A 22896-nucleotide genomic window follows, 5' to 3' on the forward strand; every position below is an offset into this window, starting at 1 on the left:
AGCGCGTGGCGTCAGTGCGCCCCGGTGATGGTGGCGCTCCCGAGCACCTCGTCACCGTCGGGATCGGGACGGTAGAGCACCAGCGTCTGCCCGGGCGCGACGCCGCGCAGCGGGACGCGCAGGTCGACGGCGACCGACCCGTCACGGACCGTGGCGACGGCGTCGGCGGTGCCGCCGTGGGCGCGGACCTGCACGACGCATTCCACCGGACCGTCGGGCGCCGTCCCGGAGGTGAACACCGGCTTGTCACCGACCAGCGTGGTGACCTCCAGGTCGGCGAGGTCACCGACGTGGACGGTGCCGGTGTCGGCGTCGATCCCGGTCACGTAGCGGGGCCGGCCCTCCGGGCCGGGTCCCGGGATGCCGAGTCCCTTGCGCTGGCCGATCGTGAAACCGTGCACGCCGTCGTGCTCAGCGAGCACGGTGCCGGCCGCGTCGACGACGGCCCCGGGGCGCACGCCGATGCGGGCGCCCAGGAATGCCCGGGTGTCCCCGGAGGGGATGAAGCAGATGTCGTGGCTGTCGGCCTTGGTGGCGACCGACAGTCCGCGGCGGGCGGCCTCCTCGCGGATCTGCGCCTTGGGGGTGTCCCCGATCGGGAACACCGCGTGCCGCAGCTGCTCGGCGGTCAGCACCGCCAGCACGTAGGACTGGTCCTTGTCGTGATCGACCGCGCGGCGCAGCCGACCGTCCGACAACCGCGCGTAGTGACCGGTGGCCAGCGCGTCGAAGCCGAGCGCCAGCGCCCGGGATGCCAACGCGGAGAACTTGATCCGCTCGTTGCAGCGCACGCACGGATTCGGAGTCTCCCCGCGCGCGTAGGAGGCGACGAAGTCGTCGATGACGTCCTCCTTGAAGCGGTCCGCGAAATCCCAGACGTAGAACGGGATGTCGAGCACGTCAGCGACCCGGCGGGCGTCGCCGGCGTCCTCCTTCGAGCAGCATCCCCGCGATCCGGTGCGCAGGGTGCCCGGCGCGGACGACAGCGCCAGGTGCACGCCGGTGACGTCGTGTCCGGCGTCGACCATCCGCGCGGCGGCCACCGACGAATCGACGCCACCGCTCATCGCGACCAGCACCCGCATGACTACGGCCGTCCTCCCGAGCTCGCCAGCGCCGCCTGGCGCGCGCGCTCCACCGCCGCGGGCAGCACCGCCAGCGCGGCGTCGACGTCGGCTTCGGTGCTGGTGTGCCCCAACGAGAACCGCAACGATCCGCGCGCACTGGCCGGATCGGCGCCCATGGCGGTCAGCACATGCGAGGGCTGGGCCACACCGGCGGTGCACGCCGATCCGGTCGAGCACTCGATTCCCTTGGCGTCCAACAACATCAGCAGGGAGTCACCTTCACAGCCGCGGAAGGTGAAGTGCGTGTTGCCGGGCAGCCGGCCGACTCCGGCCGCGCCGTTGAGATACACGTCGTCGATGGTGCCCAGCACGCCGTCGATCAACCGGTCACGCAGTGCGCGCACCCGCGCCGCGGTGGCGTCCATGGTCTCGACCGCGTCGCGCGCCGCCGCGGCCATGGCCACGACGCCCGCGACATCCTGGGTGCCGGAGCGCACATCGCGCTCCTGCCCGCCGCCGTGCAACTGGGGCACGCAGGCGGTGTCGCGGCGCAGCAGCAGGGCGCCCACGCCGGCGGGTCCGCCGAACTTGTGCGCGGTGACGCTCATCGCCGACAGGCCGCTGGCGGCGAAGTCGACGGGCACCTGCCCGACGGCCTGCACCGCGTCGCTGTGCATCGGGATGTCGAAGCCGGCGGCGACCTGCGCGAGTTCCGCGATGGGCATGATGGTGCCGACCTCGTTGTTGGCCCACATCACCGAGATCAGGGCGACGTCGGCGGGATCACCGATCGCGGCCCGCAGCGCGGCCGGTGTCACCACCCCGTCGCGGTCGACCGGGATCCAGGTGACCTCGGCGCCTTCGTGCTCGACCAGCCACTCGACGGCGTCGAGCACCGCGTGATGCTCGACCGGCGTCGTGACGATGCGGCGGCGGCCGGGCTCGGCGTCACGCCTAGCCCAAAAGATCCCCTTGACGGCGAGGTTGTCGCTCTCGGTGCCTCCGGCGGTGAAGATCACCTCCGACGGCCGCGCGCCGAGCAGCTGAGCCAGCGTCTCCCGGGACTCCTCGAGCCGGCGGCGGGCCAGCCGGCCGGATCCGTGCAGCGAGGAGGCGTTCCCGACCGTCGACAACACCGCTGTCATCGCCTCGATGGCCGTCGGGCGCATCGGGGTGGTGGCAGCGTGGTCGAGGTACACCGCGGGCGCAGTCACAACGATCCACAATAGCCGCCACCTGCGGGCAGCCCTGCTCAGGCGACCAGCGCGTGACCGTCACCGCACGCCGGCGCCGCCCACGCGGCGTTGGGTGACGGGGTGCCGCGCACCGCGGCCTCGCAGCGCGCGGCCAGGTCCCGGCGATCCTCGCCGGGCAGCTGCAGCGATTCGACCCGGACGTGGACGACGGTGCGCCGCGCGGTGACGAGCCGGCGGATCGACGTGAGCAGGCTGTCGTCGCCGATGTAGGACGCCACCGTCGACCTGCTGCCGTCGCGGTGGTGGTAGCTCAGCCGCAGCGGCTGCACCGGGCGGCCGGCGTCGATCGCGGCCTGGAACATGGCCGGCCGGAAGGGTCCGTACGCCAGCCCGCACCACGTCGTGCCCTCGGGGAACGCGACCACGGTGCGCCCGGCACGCAACCGGTCGGCGACGGCGCGCACCACCTCGGGCAGCCGGCGCAGATCGTCCCGGTCGATCGGGATGACCTTCATCATCCGGGCCAGCGTGCCCAGCCCGGGCCAACCGACCATCTCCGCCTTGGCGACGAAGGCGCCCGGCATGACGGCGCCGATGGCGAAGATGTCCACCCAGGACACGTGCCCGCTGACCACCAGGACACCGGGGAGGTTGCGGACCGGGCCGCCGGAGACGGTGATCCTGATGCCCAGGCAGCGCAGCACCACGCGGCAGTACCGCCGCTGCAGGTGCGAGCGACCCGGCAGCGGCACCGCCAGCAGCGGCAGCGTCGGCAGCAGCAGAATCGTCAGGGTGGCCCGTAGCGCGACCCGCAGCATCACCACGGGACGCCGGCCTGCGGCTGCCGCGCCCGCCGCGATGCAGCCCGGGCCGCAGGAGGCTGCCGGCAGCCAGGCGTGGGTGCGCGTGCTCATCACGCGTCCACCGCGGTGGCGGCGGCGCCGGCCGAGCGCAGCCGCGTCAGGTAGCGGATGTCGGCGCGACGCTTGTCCAGCAGCGCCGGGAAGTCACCGACCCCGAAGTCGGGATCGTGGGCGGGTTCTCCGCAGACCTGGGCGCCCAGCCTCAGGTATCCGCGCATCAGCGGCGGCACCGACACCCGGGCCGGGGGGTCGATGTCGTCCAGCGAGCGGCCGGCGACCACCACGGGCCGGTAGGGCCGCACGGTCAACTCGTGCGGCGCCCGGTGGCGGCGCATGACGAAGTCCCGCACGCCCCGCAGGTGGCTTCCGGCCGGTTCGACGCCGGAGGGGTCGGCGACCGGAACCGACACGCAGCCGGTCACGTAGTCATAGCCGCAGCGGTCCAGGTAGGCCAGGATGCCCGCCCACATCATCAGCACGACCGCGCCGTTGCGGTGCCCGGCACGGACCACCGCGCGGCCCATCTCGACCAGCGAGGGACGCAGCGGGTCGAGTGCCGAGACGTCGAACTCGGTGGCCGTGTAGAGGCCTCCGGCGGCGATCGCCCCGGGCGGGGGCAGCATCCGGTAGCACCCGACGAGCTGGCCGGTGTGATCGTCGCGGACCAGCAGATGGTCGCAGTACTCGTCGAAACGGTCGGCGTCCAGGCCGGCGTGGCCGGTGTCGGCCAGCGTGAACCCGGGTTCGGCGGTGAACACGTCGTGGCGCAGCCGTTGCGCGGCCTCGATGGAGTCGGCGTCGGTGCACAGCAGGAGCGAGTAGCGGGGGTGGGTGGCTGCGGAGCTGTCGGGATCGCTGGCGATGAGTACAGAAGCAGTGCTCATAGCCAGCACGGTCGCGCAGGCGATCAGCGCGACGGCAATCGGTGCGTGACGTGTTCGTGAGCGGTGGGTGACGGTTCGGGGGCGGGTGCCCGGCCCGGAAAGGCGAAAGGCCCCCGTCCCGGTGGGGACGAGGGCCTGACGCGGGTGCCTTGCGGCGATCAGCCCTTGCGGGCCTTGATCGCGTCGGTCAGCTGCGGGGTGACCTTGAACAGGTCACCGACGATGCCGAGGTCGGCGATCTCGAAGATCGGCGCCTCTTCGTCCTTGTTGACCGCGATGATCGTCTTGGACGTCTGCATGCCGGCGCGGTGCTGGATCGCCCCGGAGATTCCCAGCGCGATGTAGAGCTGCGGCGAGACGGTCTTGCCGGTCTGGCCGACCTGGAACTGGCCCGGGTAGTAGCCCGAGTCCACCGCCGCGCGGGAGGCGCCGACCGCGCCCCCGAGCGAGTCGGCCAACTGCTCGACGACACCGAAGTTCTCCGCGCTGCCCACACCACGGCCACCGGACACGACGACGGTCGCCTCGGTGAGCTCGGGGCGGTCACCCGCGACCGCGGGCTCGCGCTTGGTGATCTTGGTGGCGTTCTCGGCCGGCGCCGGCACCTCGACGGTGACGACCTCGCCGGCGCCCTCGGACGACTCGGCCTCGATCGCACCGGGGCGCACGGTGATCACCGGGGTGTCACCGACGGCCTCGGCCTCGACGGTGTAGGCACCGCCGAAGATCGAGTGGATCGCCTTGCCGCCCTCGCGGACCTCGACGACGTCACTGAGGATGCCCGCGCCGATGCGCGCGGCCAGCCGGCCGGCGATCTCCTTGCCGTCGGCGCTGGAGGCCAGGACGATCGCCGCGGGCGACGCGGACTCGGCCAGCGAGGCGAGCACGTCGACGAACGGCGTGATCAGGTAGTTCTCGGCGTCGTCGGACTCGGCGACGTAGATCTTCGCGACGCCGGCTGCCTTGAGCCCCTCAACGAGCGGCTCGGCGGTGCCGGGCTTGCCCACCACGACCGCGGAGGGCTCACCGAGCGCACGCGCGGCGGTGATCAGTTCGGCGGTGACCTTCTTCAGCGCACCTTCAGCGTGCTCCACGAGCACGAGTACTTCAGCCATGGGTTTCGTTGCCTCTTGAGTTCTAGGGGTGGATGAGAATTGGGACGATCTACCTACACAATTTTCTGTGCGACCAGGTACTCGGCGATCTTGGTGCCGCCCTCGCCCTCGTCGGTGACCTTCTCGCCCGCGGTCTTGGGCGGCTTCGGGGTGGACGACAGCACCTTGGAACCGGCGTTGGCGACACCGACCTCGTCGGCCTCCACACCGATCTCGGCGAGCGTCAGCTTGGTCACTTCCTTCTTCTTCGCGGCCATGATGCCCTTGAAGGACGGGAAGCGGGGCTCGTTGATCTTCTCGTTGACGCTGACCACGGCGGGCAGCGTCGCCTCGAGGGTGAACACGCCGTCGTCGGTCTCGCGCTCGCCGGTGACCTTGCCGTTCTCCACCGTGAGCTTGCGCACGTGCGTCAACTGCGGCAGGCCGAGGTACTCGGCGATGATCGCCGGCACGGCGCCACCGGTGCCGTCGGTGGCCTCGTTACCGGCGATGACCAGCTCGGTGCCCTCGATGGTGCCCAGGGCACGGGCCAGCGCCCAGCCCGTCTGCACCATGTCCGAACCGTGCAGACCCTCGTCGACCAGGTGCACAGCCTTGTCGGCACCCATCGACAGCGCCTTGCGGATCGCCTCGGTGGCCCGCTCCGGGCCGGCCGTCAGCACGGTGACGGTGCTGTCGCCGCCCTCACGCTCCTTGATTAGCAGCGCCTCCTCGACGGCGCGTTCGTTGATCTCGTCGAGCACGGCGTCGGCGGCCTCGCGATCGAGGGTCCAGTCACCCTCGGACAGCTTGCGCTCGGACCATGTGTCGGGAACCTGTTTGATCAGAACCACGATGTTCGTCATGACTGCAGTTCGTCCTTCTCGAAGGGGCCGGTGACCGGCCCGCCTTATCACGTTTGGAGCTCTCACCCCCAGGTTACCAGCGGGTAACTTAAGGCGGTTCGCAAAAACACCATAGCTGGTCGAAGTTTGCGTTCTCGCCCGCCGGGGTCCTATGAACAGTTCGTCATCGGTCGGTTACGGGTTAGCCTGCCTCCGATGAGCGCACACGTGACCCATTCAGCGGTTGGGACGCAGCCGGCTGACGCCCCCATGGCGCTGACGGGTGAGCGGACCGTCCCCGGTGTCGCCGAGGAGAACTACTGGTTCCGCAGGCACGAGGTGGTCTACCGCCGCCTGCTGGACCGGTGCCGCGACCGGGACGTGCTCGAGGCGGGCTGCGGCGAGGGCTATGGTGCCGATCTGATCGCCGATGTCGCGCGCGGGGTGATCGGCCTGGACTACGACGAGTCGGCGGTGGCGCACGTCCGGGCCCGCTATCCGCGCGTGGACATGCGTCACGGCAACCTCGCCGCCTTGCCGCTGGCCGACGAGTCGGTGGATGTGGTGGTCAATTTCCAAGTGATCGAGCATCTCTGGGACCAGGGCCAGTTCGTCGCCGAGTGCCGCCGGGTGCTGCGCCCGGGTGGGCTGCTGCTGATGTCGACCCCCAACCGGATCACCTTCTCCCCCGGTCTCGACACCCCGGTCAACCCGTTCCACACCCGGGAACTCAACGCCGCGGAGCTGACCGAGCTGCTCGTCGACGCCGGGCTGCGAGCGGACTCGATGCTCGGGGTGTACCACGGGTCCCGGCTCGCCGAGCTGGACGCGCGGCATGGTGGCTCGATCATCGACGCGCAGATCGCCCGCGCCCTCGCCGATGCGCCGTGGCCGGCCGAGCTGCTCGCCGACGTCGAATCGGTCACCGTCGACGACTTCGAGCTCACCGACGGCCGGGACATCGACGCCAGTCTCGACCTGGTCGCGATCGCGGTGCGGCCGTGACGGTTCCCACGTCAGACCCCGTACCCGGGCTGTTCACCTTCGTCCTGCACACCCATCTGCCGTGGCTGGCCCACCACGGCCGCTGGCCGGTCGGCGAGGAATGGCTCTACCAGTCCTGGTCGGCGGCGTATCTGCCGCTGGTGCGGGTGCTGCGGACCCTGGCCGACGAGGATCGGCAGCACCTGGTCACCCTCGGCGTCACCCCGGTGGTGGCCGCCCAGCTCGACGATCCCTACTGCCTGCAGGGCATGCACCACTGGCTGGCCAACTGGCGGCTGCGCGCCGGTGAAGCCGCGACCGCCCGAACGGCGTCCGGTCCGTCCCCGGCGTCGGAGCCAGAAGCGTTGCGCCGCTTCGGTTCCCGCGAGCTGGCCGAGGCCGATCGCGAGCTCGCCGAGTTCGAGACGCTGTGGCGGCACGGTGGCAGCCCGGTGCTGCGGGAGCTCATCGACGGCCGCGTGATCGAGCTGCTCGGCGGTCCGCTCGCGCACCCCTTCCAGCCGTTGCTCAACCCTCGGCTGCGCGAGTTCGCGCTGCGCGAGGGTCTGGCGGACGCCCAGCAGCGCTTCGCGCACCGCCCCGCCGGGATCTGGGCGCCGGAGTGTGCCTACGCGCCGGGAATGGAGACCGAGTACGCCGCCGCCGGGGTGGGCCACTTCATGGTCGACGGCCCGTCGCTGCACGGCGACACCGCGCTCGGCCGCCCGGTCGGCGACTCCGACGTCGTCGCGTTCGGCCGCGATCTGGCCGTCAGCTACCGGGTGTGGTCCCCGAAATCCGGCTATCCCGGCCATGCCGCGTACCGCGACTTCCACACCTACGACCATGCGACGGGCCTCAAACCGGCTCGGGTGACCGGTCGTAACGTGCCCTCGGACGCCAAGGCACCCTACGATCCCGCGCGGGCCGCGGCCGCCGTCGACGGCCACGTCGAAGACTTCGTCGCCACAGTGCGGGAACGCCTGATCAGCGAGAGCGCCCGGATCGGGCGGCCCGCGCACGTCATCGCCGCCTTCGACACCGAGTTGTTCGGCCACTGGTGGTACGAGGGCCCACTCTGGCTGGAGAAGGTGCTGCGGGCGCTGCCCGAGGCGGGTGTGCGGGTCGGCACACTCACCGACGCGATCGCCGACGGCTACGTCGGCGCCCCGGTCGAATTGCCGCCCAGCTCATGGGGTTCCGGTAAGGACTGGCAGGTGTGGGCAGGCGATCAGGTGGCGGATCTGGTCCGGCTGAACACCGAGGTCGTCGACACGGCGCTGAGCACGGTGGACAAGGCACTCGCCCACGCGGCCGCACTGGGTGCGCCGGGACCGCGGATGTTCGTCGCCGACCAGATCCTGCGCGAGACGCTGCTGACCGTGTCCAGCGACTGGCCGTTCATGGTCAGCAAGGACTCGGCGGCCGACTACGCGCGCTACCGGGCGCACCTGCACGCGCACGCCACCCGCGAGATCGCCGACGCGTTGGCGTCCGGCAGGGTGGAGCAGGCGCAGCGCCTCGCACAGGGCTGGAACCGCGCCGACGGATTGTTCGGCGCGCTGGACGCGCGGAGACTGCCGAGCGCGTGACGATGAAAGTCCTTCTGGTGTCCTGGGAATACCCGCCGGTGGTCATCGGTGGGCTGGGCCGCCACGTGCACCACCTGGCGACCGAACTTGCCGCGGCGGGCCACGACGTCGTGGTGCTCAGCCGCAGGCCCACCGGAACCGACCCGGCGACGCACCCCACCACCGACGAGGTCAGCGACGGGGTGCGGGTGATCGCGGCCGCCGAGGATCCGCACGAATTCGCCTTCGGCACCGACATGATGGCGTGGACGCTGGCCATGGGACACGCGATGGTCCGGGCCGGCCTGATGCTCGGCGACTGGCGGCCCGACGTGGTGCACGCGCACGACTGGCTGGTCGCCCACCCCGCCGTGGCGCTGGCCCAGTTCTTCGACGTGCCACTGGTTTCCACCATCCATGCGACCGAAGCGGGCCGGCACTCGGGATGGGTGTCGGGCACGGTCAGCCGCCAGGTGCACGCGCTGGAGTCCTGGCTGGTGCACGAATCCGATTCGCTGATCACCTGTTCGGCGTCGATGCGCGACGAGATCACCGCGCTGTTCGGCCCGGGGCTTTCCGAGATCTGCGTGATCCGCAACGGAATCGATCTCGCCGGTTGGCCGTTCGCGCCCCGCCGGGAACATCCCGGTCCCGCCGAGCTGCTGTACTTCGGCCGCCTCGAATACGAGAAAGGCGTGCACGACGCCATCGCGGCGCTGCCGCGCATCCGGCGCACCCACCCGGGAACGACGCTGACCATCGCCGGCGACGGCACGCAACTGGCGTTCCTCACCGCGCAGGCCCGCAAGCACAAGGTGCTCAAGGCGACGAACTTCGTCGGCCTCGTCGATCACGCGCAGCTGCTGGCGCTGCTGCACCGGGCCGACGTCGCCGTGCTGCCGTCGCGCTACGAGCCGTTCGGCATCGTCGCGCTCGAGGCCGCTGCCGCCGGTGCGCCGCTGGTCGCGTCCACCGCGGGAGGTCTCGGCGAAGCCGTGATAGACGGGGCGACCGGCCGGTCGTTCCCGCCCGGCGATGTGGCCGCCCTGGCGGCCGCGGTGCGCGCCGTGCTCGACGCGCCCGCAGCCGCACAGCGTGCCGCGACCGCCGCGCGTGAGCGGCTCACCTCCGACTTCGCCTGGCACACCGTCGCCGGCGAGACCGCGCAGGTATACCTCGGCGCGAAACGGGCCGAGCGCAGACCGCAGCCCCGCAGGCCGATCGCGGAGCGGGCGCTGCCCGACGTCTGACCTCTAGCGGGATGCCTTCTTGCGTTCGATGTCGGCCAGCGCGGCGGCCAGTTCCGCGCGCTTGGCCGCCGAGGTCTCCCAGGACACCTTGCGGTTCTTGACCACCTTGGCCGGGGCGCCGACCGCGATCGAGAAGTCCGGGATGTCCCCGCGCACCACCGCGTGCGAACCGAGCACACAGCCGCGCCCGATCGTGGTGTTGCGCAGCACGCTGACCTTCACCCCCACCCACGTGTCGGGACCGATCCGCACGGGGCCCTTGATGATGCCCTGGTCCTTGATCGGCAGCTCGATGTTGTCCATCCGGTGGTCGAAATCGCAGATGTAGCACCAGTCGGCCATCAGCACCGAATCGCCCAGCTCGATGTCGAGATAGGTGTTGATGACGTTGTCGCGGCCGAGGACCACCTTGTCGCCGATCCGCAGCGAGCCCTCGTGACAGCGAATGGTGTTCTTGTCGCCGATGTGCACCCAGCGGCCGATCTCCATCTGGCTCAGCTCCGGGGTGGCCTGGATCTCGACGCCCTTGCCCAGGAACACCATGCCGCGGGTGATGATGTGCGGATTGGCGAGCTTGAACTTCAGCAGCCGCCAGTAGCGCACCAGGTACCACGGGGTGTACGCCCGGTTGGCCAGCACCCATCGCAGCGATGCCAGCGTGAGGAAGTTCGCCTGCCGCGGATCACGCAGGCGCGACCCGCGCCAGCGCTTGTGCAGCGGCGCGCCCCACATCGTCGTCATGGCCGGAAAGCCTACGCGAGCGCAGGGGTGCGGAGCGGTTACCCTCACGTGGGCTCGACGTACACCGCGACCAGAAGGGACCCCGTGCTCCGGCGAATCATCGTGCTGGCCACCACCGTGCTGATCGCGGGCGCACTGGCCGGCTGCGGGAGCACCGACTCCTGGGTGCAGTCCCGCGCCGCGTCGGGGTGGGCCGCCCAGTACGCCGATGCCGCCAACAGCAGTTCCTCCCCTGTCTCGGGCGCCGACACGCTGCGCCTGGACTGGGTGCGGTCGGTCAAGGGCGACCTCGCCGCGCAGGCCGCGCTCGGTTCGGGCAACTACCTCGCAGTCAACGGGCAGACCGCCGGCGGATGTTCGCTGATGGTGTGGGAGACCAATAATCGCGCGCGGCAACGCTGGTGCACGCGGCTCTACCCGGGAGGCGGGCTCGCAAGTCCGCTGTTCGATGGGTTCGACAATCTGTACATCGGTCAGCCGGGCGCGGTGATGTCCTACCCGGTGACCCAGTGGATCCGGTGGCGGCAACCCGTGATCGGCATGCCGATGACGATGCGGTTCCTGGATCCGGGCATGCTGCTGGTCGTCACGCACCTGGGCCAGGTGCTGGTGTTCGACGCGCACCGCGGCACCGTGGCCGGCAGCGCGATGGATCTGGTGGCCGGCGTGAATCCGCGGGATTCCGAACGCGGCCTGCAGGACTGCCGGCTGGGCGGGCCGGGGTGCCCCGTCGCCGCCGCACCGGCGTACTCCGACGCGTCGAAGGTCATCGTGCTGACGCTGTGGGAACCCGGCGCCGAGGCGCCCGAGTTGGTCGGCCTGCGCTACCGGCCCGGTCAGACGCCGCTGATCACCCGCGAATGGACCAGCGACGCCGTGGGGCGCGGCCCGCTGGCCAGCCCCGTGCTCTCCGCGGACGGCGCCACGGCGTACGTCAACGGCCGCGACGAGCGGCTCTGGGCGATCAACACCGACGACGGCTCCGCGAAGTGGTCGATGCCGCTGGACTATCTGGCCCAGACGCCGCCGTCGGTGACCCCCGACGGACTGATCGTGGCCGGCGGCGGTCCGGGTGCCCGGCTGACCGCGATCCGCGACACCGGCGACGGACCCGAGAAAGTGTGGAGCCGCGACGATGTGGCGCCGCTGTCCACGGCGAGCCTGGCCGGCGTCGGCTACACCGTGGCCGCCGACGGCGACGGGATGGCGCTGACGGTGTTCGCCCTCGGTGACGGCCACACCGTGAACACCTACCGACTGCCGGGCGCCACCGGATGGCCGGTCGGGGTGTCGGTCGGCCATGACCGCAGAGTCGTCACCGCGACCAGCGACGGCCGGGTCTACGGCTTCGCGCCTGCCTAGGCGAGCATCGACGCGACGGCCGAGCGCGGCACGGTCGCCTGCAGCGCGCCCCCGGCGCCGCCCATGACCTCGCCCTGGCCGAAGAAGAAGATGATCGAGTCGTCGGTCAGGGCGAACTCCTGGTACTTCGACGGGTCGAGCCCGTCGGCCGCGGCGATCGGGGCGTCGACGCCGAGCTGGCGCGACACCTCGGACTGGACGATCGGGAAGATCACGTCCAGCGGCCGGGTGCCGGGCTTGAACAGCGAGTCGAAGGTGATCGGCGCTTTCTTGACGACATCCCAGTTGAATGCCTTGTACCAGGTCTGGGGGTGCGCGCCGCCGACGTTCTCGTACACCTCGAACACCACACTGCGGGTGCCGCCGTCATCGGGCCCGGTTCGGTAGCCGGTCCCCTTGCCGTCGAGCACGTAGGGCAGATTCCACGAACCCGGCATCTCCGCCACGTTGACGAAGCCGTCGCGGGTCTGGGTCAGATACGCGATCAGCGCCTGCTGGTCGGGGTAGTCGGCCGGGAAGGTGTAGTCGAGGGTGTAGGTCGGGTTCTCGACGTGGACGTGACAGACCTGCTCGGCGTCCACCGTGCCGCCGAGGTCGGCGCACGCCGGCTGAGCGGCGGCGGCAGGCGTGGCTCCCCAGCCGGCCAGCACACCGGCAGCCAGGAAAGCAGCGGCGAGTTTGCGCATCGTCGGAGTCCTCAGGATTCGGCGCCACGGGTGCGACGGCGCATGGTCGGATGTCCGCCAGGGTACGTGAGCGATCACCGTGACGGACGACATATGAATGCCGTTGCCCGGCTTGCCGCCCCGGAACCGAGGCGGGTGATGACGACCGAGGCGCGGTCGTCGCCGCGCAGCCGCATCCGGGAGCGCAACGCGTCGGGGTCGACGTCGACGCCGCGGACCAGGATCTCGACGGCCCCCACCGCCCGCGCCGAAAGCGCCTGCCGCAGGTGACGTTCGCTGTAGGGCAGCTGCTCGAGCACTTCGAATCCGCGCACCCCGTCGGGCAGTCGGTCGCCGGACAGGTAGGCGATGTCGGGGTCGATCTGCCACAGACCGTGGCGTGCCGCGTAGTGACGCACCAGGCCGGCACGGACCACGGCGCCGTCCGGGTCGACCAGCCAGCGCCCGGCCGGCGCCACCCCGCAGTCGTCGGGCTCGGTGTCGGTGAGCTGCTCGCCGGTGTCGAGCACCGTCGCGCGCCGGCGAACTCCGGCCGCGGTCAGTCCGGCCGACCACAGGCAGGCTTCGCGCACGCCGCCCGCCAGAGAGGTGACCTCGATCTCCCCGTCGAAACCCATCTCGGTCATCATCGCGAAATCGATTCCGGGAGCGCACTTCACGACGTGATCGCGGTCGGCCAGCACGGCCAGCAGCTCGTCGAGCGGGGGCTGGTAGGCCCGTGGGTCGAACCGGCGCCTGGCCCCGCTGCGCCGCGCCGGGTCCACCACCACCACGGCGTCTCGGGTGACAGGGCGCAGCGCATCGGCCCGGCAGAGCGCCACCTCGGCGCCCGGACCCGAACCCAGGTTGTGCCGCGCCATCGCCAGCCGTACCGGATCGACGTCGCTGCCCACCACGTGGGAGGCCGTATCCCGCAGGGCCGCAAGCTCAGAACCGATCGAGCAGGTGGCGTCGTGCACCGTCGCCCCGGCCAGCCGTCGCGCGCGGTGCGCGGCCACCGGCCCCGCGGTGGCCTGCTGCAGCGCCTCGTCGGTGAACAACCACTCCGACGCGTCGGCGAACTTCGCCGCCGCCCGCCGCCGCAGCTGCACGGTCTCCACCAGGACCGCGGCGCGGTCACCGAATCGCGTTCGTACTGAACCGATGTCGTTGACCAGGGTGGTGGTGCCGAGGTCGAGCCGGCCGACCTCGGCCAGGGCGAGCCGCCCGGCGTCGCTGCCCAGAAAGCTCACATCGTCGAGGCCGAAGGCTACGACGGCGTACCGCCCGGCTTGACCCCGGTCACCATGACGTTGTAGAACCAGCCCTTCGGCACCACGCGCCGCCATACGGTGGCGTCCACCCACGACAGCGTGGTCCAGCTGTTGAACGCGAATTTGGCCCAGCCCCAACCGAGCCGGCCCGGCGGCACCGCGGCCTCGAACGTCCGGATCGGCCAGCCCAGCATCGCGGCAGTGAATTCCTCACTGGCCGTGCGGATCTCGACCGCTCCGGCGTTTGCGGCCATCCGCTCGAGATCGGCGGGATCGAAGGTGTGCAGGTCGACGACGGCCTCCAGCGCTGCCGCGCGCGAGGATTCGTCGAGTTCGGCCTGCGGGCGGCGCCACTGCGAGAGCATCGGCAGCTTGGTCACGTTGGTCGCGACCCGCCAGGTCAGCGTCGAGAGCTCGCGGGCGTAGCGGTTGCCGACCGTGGTCGGCTCGCCGGCGAAGACGAACCTGCCGCCCGGCTTGAGGACCCGCACGACCTCGCGCAGCGACAGTTCCACATCGGGGATGTGGTGCAGCACCGCGTGGCCGACCACCAGATCGAAGGTGTTGTCGTCGTACGGGATGCCCTCGGCATCGGCGACCCGGCCGTCGACGTCCAGGCCGAGACCCTGCCCATTGCGGGTGGCCACCTTCACCATGCCCGGCGAAAGGTCCGTCACCGACCCGCGGCGCGCCACCCCCGCCTGGATCAGGTTGAGCAGGAAGAAGCCGGTTCCGCAGCCCAGTTCCAGCGCGCGGTCGTAGGGCAGTTCGCGCTGGACCTCGTCGGGCACCGCGGCGTCGAAGCGGCCGCGGGCGTAGTCGACGCACCGCTGGTCGTAGGAGATCGACCACTTCTCGTCGTAGGTCTCGGCCTCCCAGTCGTGGTAGAGCACCTGGGCGAGCTTGGAGTCGTGCATCGCGGCTTCGACCTGCTCCTTGGTCGCGCGCGGCTGCGGAGCCGGATCGGCGACCTGTGGCGTGGGCGCCGGATCGGCGACGTCGGGGTGGGCGCCGGATTCCTTCGTTTCCGTCATGCAGGGCAGCCTAACGTCTGTGATCGAACGCGGCTTTTGCGGCCGCCAGGACCTCCGGCGGGTAGTCCACGAACCGACGTGTCCAGGCCAGCGCGGCGTCGTAGACGGCGTCGGGCGCGACGAGCTCGTCGACGAGGCCGAGCTGCTGAGCCTCCCGGGCGTCGACGAAACGGCCGCTGAACACCAGGTCCTTGGCCTTGCTCACGCCGATCGCCGCAGAAAGGCGCGTCGCCGCCTCCCCTGCGGGCGCGCGACCGGCCAGGATCTGCGTCGCGCCGAACTTCGCGTTGTCGCCGCTGATACGCCAGTCGGCGGCCAGCGCCAGCGTCATGCCCGCGCCCAGCGCATACCCGGTGATCGCGGCCACCATGGGCCTCGGCACCGCCGCGAGCGCGTCGACGGCCTCCCGGTACACCTGGGCGGCCGCCTCGGCCTCGTCGGCGTTCAGCGTCTCGAGCTCGGGCATGTCCTCGCCGGCGGAGAAGATCTCGTGACCGCCGAACAGGATGACCGCGGTCAGGTCGTCCCGGCGCGCCAGCTCGGCCGCCGCCTCGGTGATCTCGCGACACACCTGGCGGGTCAACGCGTTGGTGGGTGGCCGCGACAGGAGCAGCGTCGCGATCCGCGCGTCGTCCTCGCCTGCGGCGAGGTGGACGCTGACGAATTCCGTCACGACAGCGGCGCCCCGTCGGTGTAGCCCTGCGGCGCCCTTCGATTGCGGGCCGCGTTGTAGCGCTCGCTGTTGAAGAACTCGATCTCCCAGTTGCCGCCGGTCTCGGCGGCCAGCGACGGCTCGATCGCGACGATGCGGCGTTCGACGGCCAGCACCTCGGCGACGGTGCGCCCGTTGAGTGCGTCGAGCTGGGTCCACGTGGGCGGCAGCAGGAAGCTGCGCCCCTCGGCGAAGTCGTCCAGGGCGGCCTGCGGCGTGACCCAGCCGGCCTTGTCGGTCTCGGTGTTGTCGCCGTCGGCGCGCTGACCCTGCGGCAGCGCCGCGACGAAGAAGTACGTGTCGTAGCGACGGGTGCGCTCCTCCTTCGGGGTCACCCAGTTCGCCCACGGCCGCAGCAGGTCCGCGCGCAGGACCAGCTTCTCCGCCCGCAGGAACTCGCCGAACGACAGCGACTTGTTCTCCAGCGCGGCCCGCTGCTCCCGGTACACCGACGCGTCGTCGACCAGCAGGTCCGGGTCGTCGGCAGCGCCGGCGAACAACACGCCGGACTCCTCGAACGTCTCCCGCGCCGCGGCGCACACCAGCGCCTCGGCGAGCTCCTCGTCGGTGCCGAACCGGCCGGCCCACCAGCTGCGGTCGGGCCCGTGCCAGGCGATGTCGGCGTTGCGGTCACGGTCGTCGACCCCGCCGCCGGGAAACACCATGACCCCGGCGACGAAGTCCATCGCCGAATGCCTGCGCATCAGGAAGATCTTGATGCCCTCGTCGGTGTCGCGCACCAGCATCACGGTGGCGGCCGGTCGCGGGACCAGCGGATCGGTGGCCGTCACAAACGCCTCCTGTGTGCCGCGCGGGTGCGCGTGCGGCGCGCGAAGTAGCGGCCGTCGATGATGTCCAGGGCGATGGACTGTCCGAACGCCGTCGACAGGTTCTCCGCGGTCAGCACATCGGTGAGCAGACCGGCGTCAACCACCGCGCCCTCGGAGAGGATCAGGCAGTGCGAGAAGCCGGGCGGGATCTCCTCGACGTGGTGGGTCACCAGCACCATCGCCGGCGCGTCGGGGTCCAGCGCCAGATCGCTGAGCCGGGCCACCAGTTCCTCGCGTCCGCCGAGGTCGAGTCCGGCGGCGGGTTCGTCGAGCAGCAGCAGTTCGGGGTCGGTCATCAGCGACCGCGCGATCAGCACCCGCTTGCGCTCCCCCTCCGACAGCGTGCCGTAGGTGCGGTCGGCCAGATGCTCGCCGCCGACGCTCTCCAGCATGTCGAGCGCGCGTTCGTAGTCCACGTCGTCGTACTTCTCGCGCCAGCGGCCCAACACCGAGTAGCCGGCCGACACCACCAGGTCCCGCACGATCTCGTCGTCGGGCACGCGTTGGGCCAGCGCCGCGCTGCTCAGCCCGATGCGCGCACGCAGTTCGGACATGTCGACCCGGCCGAGGCGCTCCCCGAGAACGTAGGCGGTGCCCGACGACGGATGCTCCATCGCCGCGGCGATCCGGAGCAGGGAGGTCTTGCCCGCGCCGTTGGGGCCGACGACGACCCACCGCTCGTCGAGCTCCACCGACCAGGTCACCGGGCCGACGAGCAGCCGGCCGTTGCGGCGCAACGTGACCTTCGCGAAGTCGATCAGCAGGTCTTCGTCGGCTTCGTGGACGTCATCGTCGGGGTCGGCTGGCACCCGCTTATCGTAGTCAGCCCGGAATCGTCCGGCCGGATGGCGTCCGGCACCTCGGGACGGACCCGGGCCCAGCCGCTGACGGCGAGGATGCGCCGCGGGGTGAGGCGTACGAACAGCTGGACCAGCGGCCCGATGCCGAGCGCGTAGACGACCGTGCCGATGCCGACGGTGCCGCCGAGCACCCAGCCCACGGTGAGCACCGTGACCTCGATCGTGGTGCGCACCAGGCGAACCGAGCGCCCGGTGCGCATCACGAGTCCGGTCATCAGCCCGTCACGCGGACCCGGGCCGAGGCCCGCGCCGATGTAGAGAACCGTGCTGACGGCGTTGGAGACCACCGCGGCCGCCATCAGTGCCGCGCGGACCGGGAGGGACTCCGGTGCGGGGATGAGCCACAGGGCGACGTCGACGGTCACGGCGATGACGACGACGTTGGCGACGGTGCCGATGCCCGGCCGGTTGCGCAGCGGGATCCACGCCAGTAGTACCGCGACGCCGACCACCGCCGACGCGGCGCCGATGCTGAGCGGAGTGCGCAGCGCCAGTCCCTGATGGAAGACGTCCCAGGGGTCCAGTCCCAGGCCGGCGCGAACCATCATCGCCATGGACGTGCCATAGCCGACGAGGCCGGCCAGCAGCGCGGCGCCGCGCGCGGCGGCAGTGCTCACCCGGGCCATCCGTCAGGCGTGATCGGGGAAGTGCATGCGGATGGCGTCCAGGTCGCTGCGCATGCGGCGGGCATCGGCGTCGCGTTCGTCGATCGCGCTTCCGATCGAGGGCGAGTAGTACAGATCGGCCAGCCGGTGAGCCAGTCGAGATATCCAGTGGTTCATATCGCCATGATCTTGCGTGACTGGATTGCCCATCAATAGCCAGTTGGTGGATACTGGCCTCAATGACTACCGTGCTGACGGCCAGATCGCTCGATGTGGACCTCTTGGCCCGCGAATTGGGCAACTGGCGCACGTCCAGTCGCAGCGGACCCGCCTACCACGGCCTGGCCGACGCGATCCGCCTGCTCATCGTGGACGGCCGGGTGCCGGTGGGCGCGCGGCTGCCCAGTGAGCGCGCGCTGGCCGAGGCGCTGCGCGTCTCCCGCACCACTGTCACCGCGGCCTACGCCCAGTTGCGCGAGGACGGATACCTGCACGCCCGACAGGGCGCCCGCAGTACGACCGCTCTCCCCCTGTCCTCGCCGGCTTCCGTCGCGCCGGCCATCCCGACGGCCAATCTGGCCGCAGCCACGCTCGCCGCGCCCGCGGCCGTGGTGTCGCAGGCGTTCGCCGAAGCGGCCGAACAGGTCACGCCGTACCTGCGCGACATCGGCATCGAGTTGCGCGGCGTTCCGCCGCTTCGTGAAGCCATCGCCGAAAGGTATTGCGCCCGAGGCCTTCCCACCGAACCCGACGAGATCCTGGTGACCACCGGGGCGTTGCACGCGATCGGGCTGATCCTGGCCACCTACACCCAACCCGACGACCGGGTACTCGTCGAGCAGCCCACGTACCACGGCGGCCTGGCCGCGATGGCGGTCCGCGGTCTGCGGCCGGTTCCGGTCGCGATGACCCCCGACGGCTGGGAACTCGACGCCATCGACGCCGCGATCCGTCAGCTGGCGCCGAGCCTGGCGTATCTGATCCCCGACAACCACAATCCGACCGGGATGACGCTGCCGCCCCCGGGGCGGCGCCGGCTGGCCCACATCATCGGCGAGACCCGCACCCGAACCATCATCGACGAGACGATCACCGATATGTGGCTCGACGAGGAGGTGCCGGCCCCGTTCGCCGCGTCGATGACCGCGCGCCGGGATCTGGTGCTGACCGTCGGGTCGATGTCGAAGTCGTTCTGGGGCGGACTGCGCATCGGCTGGATCCGCGCCGAGCGAAACACCCTCGCCACGGTCGCCGCGCTGCGGCCCGCGATCGACATGGGAACACCCGTCTTCGAACAGCTGGCCGCCGCACGGCTTTTGGCGGCCGAGGCCGATGTGCTCCCCGAGCGTCGGGAGATCCTGCGTGCCCGACGCGCGCTGCTGCTCGACCTGCTCGCCGAGCACCTGCCCGACTGGCGGCCCTCGCCCGGCAAGGGCGGGATGTCACTGTGGGTGCGGCTGCCCGCGCCGATGAGCTCGGCGCTGTCGGCGGCCGCGTCGCGGATGGGTCTGGAGATCCCGCCGGGTCCGCGTTTCGGCGTGGACGGCACGCTGGAGCGGTTCATCCGGGTGCCCTACACGCTGCCCGACGACCAGCTCGTCACCTCGATCGAGCTGCTGGCCCGCGCGTGGCGCGCCGTCACCGGATCGACGTCGGTGGAGCCGACCGCGATCGTGGTCTGAGTCAGTCCGGGATCTCGACGCGGCGGACCACGCCGTCGAGCGCGTCGGCCGCCTCGATCTCCCCGCGGGTGATGCCGAGGATGAACAGCACTGTGTCCAGATACGGGTGGCTCAGCGACGCGTCCGCGACTTCGCGCAGCGCGGGTTTGGCGTTGAAGGCCACGCCGAGTCCCGCGGCGGTGAGCATGTCGATGTCGTTCGCGCCGTCACCGACGGCGACCGTCTGTTCCATCGGCACCCCGACCTGCTGAGCGAAGTTGCGCAGCGCCTTGGCTTTTCCGGGCCGGTCGACGACGTCGCCGATCACCCGTCCGGTCAGCTTGCCGTCGACTATCTCGAGCTCGTTCGCGGCGACGAAGTCCATCATCAGCTCGTGCGCCAGCGGCTCGATGACCTGCCGGAAGCCCCCGGAGACGATGCCGCAGTAGTAGCCGAGGCGACGCAGCGTCCGGAGCGTGGTGCGCGCGCCCGCGGTGAGTTCGATCTGCTCGGCCACCTCGTCGAGAACCTCGGCGGGCAACCCTTCCAACGTCGCGACCCGCCGGTGCAGCGACTCGGCGAAGTCGAGCTCGCCACGCATCGCCGCCTCGGTGACCTCGGCGACCGCCGCCTCGGCGCCGGCGTGCGCGGCCAGCATCTCGATCACCTCGCCCTGGATCAGGGTGGAGTCCACGTCGAACACGATGAGCCGCTTGGCACGCCGGGACAGGCTGTAGTCCTCGACCGCGATGTCCACGCTCTCCTGGACCGCCACGCGCGCCAGCGTCGCCTGCAGATCGCGGTAACTGCCCGGCGGCACCGACACCCGCAGTTCGAGCCCGGTGACCGGATAGTCCGAGACGCCACGGATGAAGTCGATGTTGACGCCCAGAGCGGCCGCCTCGCGCGCCACCACGCCGAACGCCTCCGCGGTGATCGGCCGGCCCAGCACCACGATGGTGTGTGTCGACGGTTCCCGCAGCACCGGCAATCCGTCGCTGCCCTCGATCGTCACCTCGAGACCGAGCCGGTGGATCGCGGTCTGGACCTCGTCGCGCAGATCCGGTCCGGCGGCCACCTCGGCGGCGGCGGCGACGAGCACTCCGAGCGTCAGCCGCCCGCGGATCACGACCTGTTCGACGTTGAGGAGGTCCACCCGATGCCGGGACAGCACCTCGAACAGCGCCGACGTCACACCCGGCTGGTCGCGACCCGTCACCGTGATCAGCAGCGACGAACGATTACGCGACGAACCGGCCGTTACGCTTCCGATGCGCTCACCCCCGAGTGCCTCTGGCGTACGTGCGGTCAGGTGCGGACTTCGGCGTCGTCCAGCCGCGTCACGTCGCCGTCCTCGGGACCGTGGGCGCGCCCGACGTGCGCTTCACGCCGCATCCGCTCCACCATGTGGGGGTAGTGCAGCTCGAACGCGGGCCGCTCCGAACGGATCCGGGGCAGCTCGGTGAAGTTGTGCCGCGGCGGCGGGCACGACGTCGCCCACTCCAGCGAGTTGCCGTAACCCCACGGATCGTCGACCATCACCGGCTCGCCGTACCGCCAGCTCTTGAAGATGTTCCACAGGAAGGGCAGCGTCGACAGGCCGAGGATGAACGCGCCGATGGTCGAGATGATGTTCAGCGTGGTGAACCCGTCGCTGGGCAGGTAGTCGGCGTAGCGACGCGGCATGCCCTCGTCACCGAGCCAGTGCTGCACCAGGAACGTGGTGTGGAACCCGATGAATGTCAACCAGAAGTGCACCTTGCCCAACCGCTCGTCGAGCAGCCGGCCCGTCATCTTCGGGAACCAGAAGTAGATGCCCGCGTAGGTGGCGAACACGATGGTGCCGAACAGCACGTAGTGGAAGTGCGCGATGACGAAGTAGCTGTCGGTGACGTGGAAGTCCAGCGGCGGGCTGGCCAGCAGCACGCCCGACAGGCCGCCGAGCAGGAACGTCACGATGAACCCGACGGAGAACAGCATCGGGGTCTCGAAGGTCAACNGTCCAGCGGCGGGCTGGCCAGCAGCACGCCCGACAGGCCGCCGAGCAGGAACGTCACGATGAACCCGACGGAGAACAGCATCGGGGTCTCGAAGGTCAACTGCCCCTTCCACATCGTGCCGATCCAGTTGAAGAACTTGATGCCCGTCGGGACCGCGATCAGGAACGTCATGAACGAGAAGAACGGCAGCAGCACCGCACCGGTGGCGTACATGTGGTGCGCCCACACCGCCACCGACAGCGCCGCGATGCCCAGCGTCGCGTAGATCAGCGTCGTNTTCCACATCGTGCCTATCCAGTTGAAGAACTTGATGCCCGTCGGGACCGCGATCAGGAACGTCATGAACGAGAAGAACGGCAGCAGCACCGCACCGGTGGCGTACATGTGGTGCGCCCACACCGCCACCGACAGCGCCGCGATGCCCAGCGTCGCGTAGATCAGCGTCGTGTAGCCGAAGATCGGCTTGCGGCTGAACACCGGGAAGATCTCGCTGACGATGCCGAAGAACGGCAGCGCGATGATGTACACCTCGGGATGCCCGAAGAACCAGAACAGGTGCTGCCACAGCAGCACACCGCCGTTGGCCGGGTCGTACACGTGCGCCCCGAGATGCCGGTCCGCGGCCAGGCCGAACAGCGCGGCGGTCAGCAGCGGGAAGGCCAGCAGCACCAAGATCGAGGTCACCAGGATGTTCCAGGTGAAGATCGGCATCCGGAACATCGTCATGCCCGGGGCCCGCATGCACACCACGGTGGTGATCATGTTGACCGCGCCCAGGATGGTGCCCAGACCGCCGACGGCCAGACCCATGATCCACAGGTCACCGCCCGCACCGGGCGAGTGGATCGCGTCGGTCAGCGGCGAGTAGGCCGTCCAGCCGAAGTCCGCGGCACCGCCGGGGGTGATGAAGCCGGCGGTGGCGATCAGCGCGCCGAACAGGAAGAGCCAGAACGAGAACGCGTTGAGCCGCGGGAACGCCACGTCGGGCGCACCGATCTGCAGCGGCAGCACCAGGTTCGCGAACCCGAACACGATCGGGGTCGCATAGAACAACAGCATCACCGTGCCGTGCATGGTGAACAGCTGGTTGTACTGCTCGTTGGACAGGAACTGCAGACCCGGCACCGCGAGCTCGGTGCGGATGAACAGCGCCATCAAACCGCCGACGAGGAAGAACGCGAAGCACGCGACGCAGTACATGANCCGTGCCGTGCATGGTGAACAGCTGGTTGTACTGCTCGTTGGACAGGAACTGCAGACCCGGCACCGCGAGCTCGGTGCGGATGAACAGCGCCATCAAACCGCCGATGAGGAAGAACGCGAAGCACGCGACGCAGTACATGATGCCGATCAGCTTGTGATCGGTCGTCGTGATGAGCTTGTAGATCAGGTTGCCCT

Annotated in this window: 22 protein-coding genes and 3 pseudogenes; 5 read left to right on the top strand and 20 right to left on the bottom strand. The window is 70.5% G+C overall.

What is annotated here, in order from left to right:
* Positions 1-11: 11 nt before the first annotated feature.
* From mnmA to MCHLDSM_RS11425, 6 genes are all read right to left on the bottom strand, one after another.
* Positions 12-1085, bottom strand: a complete 1074-nt coding sequence (gene mnmA / locus MCHLDSM_RS11400) for a tRNA 2-thiouridine(34) synthase MnmA (protein WP_048470134.1) — start codon at positions 1083-1085, stop codon at positions 12-14.
* A 2-nt stretch (positions 1086-1087) separates the two neighbouring features.
* The gene (locus MCHLDSM_RS11405; RefSeq protein WP_048470135.1) at positions 1088-2281 is read right to left on the bottom strand and encodes a cysteine desulfurase family protein; all 1194 of its coding nucleotides are present in this window, start codon (positions 2279-2281) and stop codon (positions 1088-1090) included.
* Positions 2282-2319: 38 nt separating this feature from the next.
* Positions 2320-3177, bottom strand: a complete 858-nt coding sequence (locus MCHLDSM_RS11410; RefSeq protein ID WP_048470136.1) for a lysophospholipid acyltransferase family protein — start codon at positions 3175-3177, stop codon at positions 2320-2322.
* Entirely contained in the window at positions 3177-4010 is an 834-nt protein-coding gene (locus MCHLDSM_RS11415) for a GNAT family N-acetyltransferase (RefSeq protein WP_048470137.1), read from the bottom strand. Before MCHLDSM_RS11415 ends, MCHLDSM_RS11410 begins: the two co-directional genes overlap by 1 nt.
* 158 nt (positions 4011-4168) lie before the next feature.
* Complete coding sequence (locus MCHLDSM_RS11420) at positions 4169-5125, bottom strand: electron transfer flavoprotein subunit alpha/FixB family protein (RefSeq protein ID WP_048470138.1); 957 nt, start codon at positions 5123-5125, stop codon at positions 4169-4171.
* 53 nt (positions 5126-5178) lie between these two features.
* Positions 5179-5970: an electron transfer flavoprotein subunit beta/FixA family protein gene (locus tag MCHLDSM_RS11425; protein WP_048418072.1), complete on the bottom strand. Its 792-nt coding sequence runs from the start codon at positions 5968-5970 to the stop codon at positions 5179-5181.
* Between the two features lie 195 nt (positions 5971-6165).
* Between MCHLDSM_RS11425 and MCHLDSM_RS11430 the strand changes: the two genes are divergently transcribed.
* The 3 genes from MCHLDSM_RS11430 to MCHLDSM_RS11440 are packed head-to-tail and all read left to right on the top strand — an operon-like array spanning position 6166 to position 9754.
* Positions 6166-6954: a class I SAM-dependent methyltransferase gene (locus tag MCHLDSM_RS11430; protein ID WP_048470139.1), complete on the top strand. Its 789-nt coding sequence runs from the start codon at positions 6166-6168 to the stop codon at positions 6952-6954.
* Positions 6951-8525 carry a 1,4-alpha-glucan branching protein domain-containing protein gene (locus tag MCHLDSM_RS11435; protein ID WP_048470140.1) on the top strand — a complete coding sequence of 525 codons (1575 nt, stop codon included), beginning with the start codon at positions 6951-6953 and terminating at the stop codon, positions 8523-8525. The genes MCHLDSM_RS11430 and MCHLDSM_RS11435 overlap by 4 nt, the downstream gene beginning before the upstream one ends.
* A gap of 2 nt (positions 8526-8527) precedes the next feature.
* The gene (locus tag MCHLDSM_RS11440; RefSeq protein ID WP_048470297.1) at positions 8528-9754 is read left to right on the top strand and encodes a glycosyltransferase family 4 protein; all 1227 of its coding nucleotides are present in this window, start codon (positions 8528-8530) and stop codon (positions 9752-9754) included.
* 3 nt (positions 9755-9757) lie between these two features.
* On the opposite strand, the gene MCHLDSM_RS11445 is transcribed toward MCHLDSM_RS11440, so the two are convergent.
* Positions 9758-10495, bottom strand: coding sequence for an acyltransferase (locus tag MCHLDSM_RS11445; protein WP_048418068.1), 738 nt, complete (start codon positions 10493-10495; stop codon positions 9758-9760).
* Between the two features lie 84 nt (positions 10496-10579).
* On the opposite strand from MCHLDSM_RS11445, the gene MCHLDSM_RS11450 reads away from it, so the two are divergent.
* Positions 10580-11857: a BamB-related PQQ repeat family beta-propellar protein gene (locus MCHLDSM_RS11450; RefSeq protein ID WP_048470141.1), complete on the top strand. Its 1278-nt coding sequence runs from the start codon at positions 10580-10582 to the stop codon at positions 11855-11857.
* On the opposite strand, the gene MCHLDSM_RS11455 is transcribed toward MCHLDSM_RS11450, so the two are convergent.
* The 8 genes from MCHLDSM_RS11455 to MCHLDSM_RS38105 form a co-directional block, all read right to left on the bottom strand.
* Positions 11854-12543, bottom strand: a complete 690-nt coding sequence (locus tag MCHLDSM_RS11455; protein WP_048470142.1) for an esterase — start codon at positions 12541-12543, stop codon at positions 11854-11856. The genes MCHLDSM_RS11450 and MCHLDSM_RS11455 overlap by 4 nt on opposite strands.
* 74 nt (positions 12544-12617) lie before the next feature.
* Positions 12618-13871 (bottom strand): THUMP-like domain-containing protein, encoded by a 1254-nt coding sequence (locus MCHLDSM_RS11460; RefSeq protein ID WP_158023721.1) that lies wholly within the window; start codon positions 13869-13871, stop codon positions 12618-12620.
* Complete coding sequence (locus MCHLDSM_RS11465) at positions 13793-14830, bottom strand: class I SAM-dependent methyltransferase (protein WP_048470143.1); 1038 nt, start codon at positions 14828-14830, stop codon at positions 13793-13795. Before MCHLDSM_RS11465 ends, MCHLDSM_RS11460 begins: the two co-directional genes overlap by 79 nt.
* Before the next feature lie 10 nt (positions 14831-14840).
* The gene (locus tag MCHLDSM_RS11470) at positions 14841-15503 is read right to left on the bottom strand and encodes an enoyl-CoA hydratase (RefSeq protein WP_048470144.1); all 663 of its coding nucleotides are present in this window, start codon (positions 15501-15503) and stop codon (positions 14841-14843) included.
* On the bottom strand, positions 15500-16288 hold the full coding sequence (locus tag MCHLDSM_RS11475) for an NUDIX hydrolase (protein ID WP_231508282.1): 789 nt from the start codon (positions 16286-16288) through the stop codon (positions 15500-15502). Before MCHLDSM_RS11475 ends, MCHLDSM_RS11470 begins: the two co-directional genes overlap by 4 nt.
* A 41-nt stretch (positions 16289-16329) precedes the next feature.
* Complete coding sequence (locus MCHLDSM_RS11480; RefSeq protein WP_048418062.1) at positions 16330-17181, bottom strand: ABC transporter ATP-binding protein; 852 nt, start codon at positions 17179-17181, stop codon at positions 16330-16332.
* A complete protein-coding gene (yczE, locus tag MCHLDSM_RS11485; RefSeq protein WP_174545890.1) occupies positions 17130-17858 on the bottom strand; it encodes a membrane protein YczE in 729 nt (242 codons plus the stop codon). Before yczE ends, MCHLDSM_RS11480 begins: the two co-directional genes overlap by 52 nt.
* A gap of 3 nt (positions 17859-17861) precedes the next feature.
* Positions 17862-18014 carry a hypothetical protein gene (locus MCHLDSM_RS38105; RefSeq protein ID WP_156455042.1) on the bottom strand — a complete coding sequence of 51 codons (153 nt, stop codon included), beginning with the start codon at positions 18012-18014 and terminating at the stop codon, positions 17862-17864.
* Between the two features lie 62 nt (positions 18015-18076).
* On the opposite strand from MCHLDSM_RS38105, the gene yczR reads away from it, so the two are divergent.
* The gene (yczR, locus tag MCHLDSM_RS11490; RefSeq protein ID WP_048470146.1) at positions 18077-19519 is read left to right on the top strand and encodes a MocR-like transcription factor YczR; all 1443 of its coding nucleotides are present in this window, start codon (positions 18077-18079) and stop codon (positions 19517-19519) included.
* Between the two features lies 1 nt (position 19520).
* Here the strand turns inward: yczR and serB are convergent, their stop codons facing one another.
* The 5 genes and pseudogenes from serB to MCHLDSM_RS40365 all read right to left on the bottom strand — a co-directional run.
* Positions 19521-20771: a phosphoserine phosphatase SerB gene (gene serB, locus MCHLDSM_RS11495; protein ID WP_048470147.1), complete on the bottom strand. Its 1251-nt coding sequence runs from the start codon at positions 20769-20771 to the stop codon at positions 19521-19523.
* A 35-nt stretch (positions 20772-20806) separates the two neighbouring features.
* On the bottom strand, positions 20807-21497 hold a 691-nt coding region (locus MCHLDSM_RS35335), incomplete at its 5' end, for a cytochrome c oxidase subunit I (protein WP_234713950.1).
* Between the two features lies 1 nt (position 21498).
* A pseudogene (locus MCHLDSM_RS40685) lies at positions 21499-21774 on the bottom strand (cbb3-type cytochrome c oxidase subunit I); the annotation flags it as partial.
* A 1-nt stretch (position 21775) separates the two neighbouring features.
* Positions 21776-22700: pseudogene (locus tag MCHLDSM_RS35340) on the bottom strand (cbb3-type cytochrome c oxidase subunit I); the annotation flags it as partial.
* A 1-nt stretch (position 22701) separates the two neighbouring features.
* A pseudogene (locus tag MCHLDSM_RS40365) lies at positions 22702-22840 on the bottom strand (cbb3-type cytochrome c oxidase subunit I); the annotation flags it as partial.
* Positions 22841-22896: the final 56 nt, after the last annotated feature.

This window comes from Mycolicibacterium chlorophenolicum, from assembly GCF_001044235.1.
Taxonomy (GTDB): domain Bacteria; phylum Actinomycetota; class Actinomycetes; order Mycobacteriales; family Mycobacteriaceae; genus Mycobacterium; species Mycobacterium chlorophenolicum.

Bases quoted from the DNA above. Each gene is read 5' to 3' on its own strand.
- mnmA (WP_048470134.1), bottom strand. From the start codon at position 1,085: ATGCGGGTGCTGGTCGCGATGAGCGGTGGCGTCGATTCGTCGGTGGCC.
- MCHLDSM_RS11410 (WP_048470136.1), bottom strand. From the start codon at position 3,177: ATGAGCACGCGCACCCACGCCTGGCTGCCGGCAGCCTCCTGCGGCCCG.
- MCHLDSM_RS11415 (WP_048470137.1), bottom strand. From the start codon at position 4,010: ATGAGCACTGCTTCTGTACTCATCGCCAGCGATCCCGACAGCTCCGCA.
- MCHLDSM_RS11420 (WP_048470138.1), bottom strand. From the start codon at position 5,125: ATGGCTGAAGTACTCGTGCTCGTGGAGCACGCTGAAGGTGCGCTGAAG.
- MCHLDSM_RS11425 (WP_048418072.1), bottom strand. From the start codon at position 5,970: ATGACGAACATCGTGGTTCTGATCAAACAGGTTCCCGACACATGGTCC.
- MCHLDSM_RS11430 (WP_048470139.1), top strand. From the start codon at position 6,166: ATGAGCGCACACGTGACCCATTCAGCGGTTGGGACGCAGCCGGCTGAC.
- MCHLDSM_RS11440 (WP_048470297.1), top strand. From the start codon at position 8,528: ATGAAAGTCCTTCTGGTGTCCTGGGAATACCCGCCGGTGGTCATCGGT.
- MCHLDSM_RS11445 (WP_048418068.1), bottom strand. From the start codon at position 10,495: ATGACGACGATGTGGGGCGCGCCGCTGCACAAGCGCTGGCGCGGGTCG.
- MCHLDSM_RS11455 (WP_048470142.1), bottom strand. From the start codon at position 12,543: ATGCGCAAACTCGCCGCTGCTTTCCTGGCTGCCGGTGTGCTGGCCGGC.
- MCHLDSM_RS11460 (WP_158023721.1), bottom strand. From the start codon at position 13,871: ATGGCGGCGCGTGGTGCCGAAGGGCTGGTTCTACAACGTCATGGTGAC.
- MCHLDSM_RS11465 (WP_048470143.1), bottom strand. From the start codon at position 14,830: ATGACGGAAACGAAGGAATCCGGCGCCCACCCCGACGTCGCCGATCCG.
- MCHLDSM_RS11475 (WP_231508282.1), bottom strand. From the start codon at position 16,288: ATGCTGGTGCGCGACACCGACGAGGGCATCAAGATCTTCCTGATGCGC.
- yczE (WP_174545890.1), bottom strand. From the start codon at position 17,858: ATGGCCCGGGTGAGCACTGCCGCCGCGCGCGGCGCCGCGCTGCTGGCC.
- MCHLDSM_RS38105 (WP_156455042.1), bottom strand. From the start codon at position 18,014: ATGAACCACTGGATATCTCGACTGGCTCACCGGCTGGCCGATCTGTAC.
- yczR (WP_048470146.1), top strand. From the start codon at position 18,077: ATGACTACCGTGCTGACGGCCAGATCGCTCGATGTGGACCTCTTGGCC.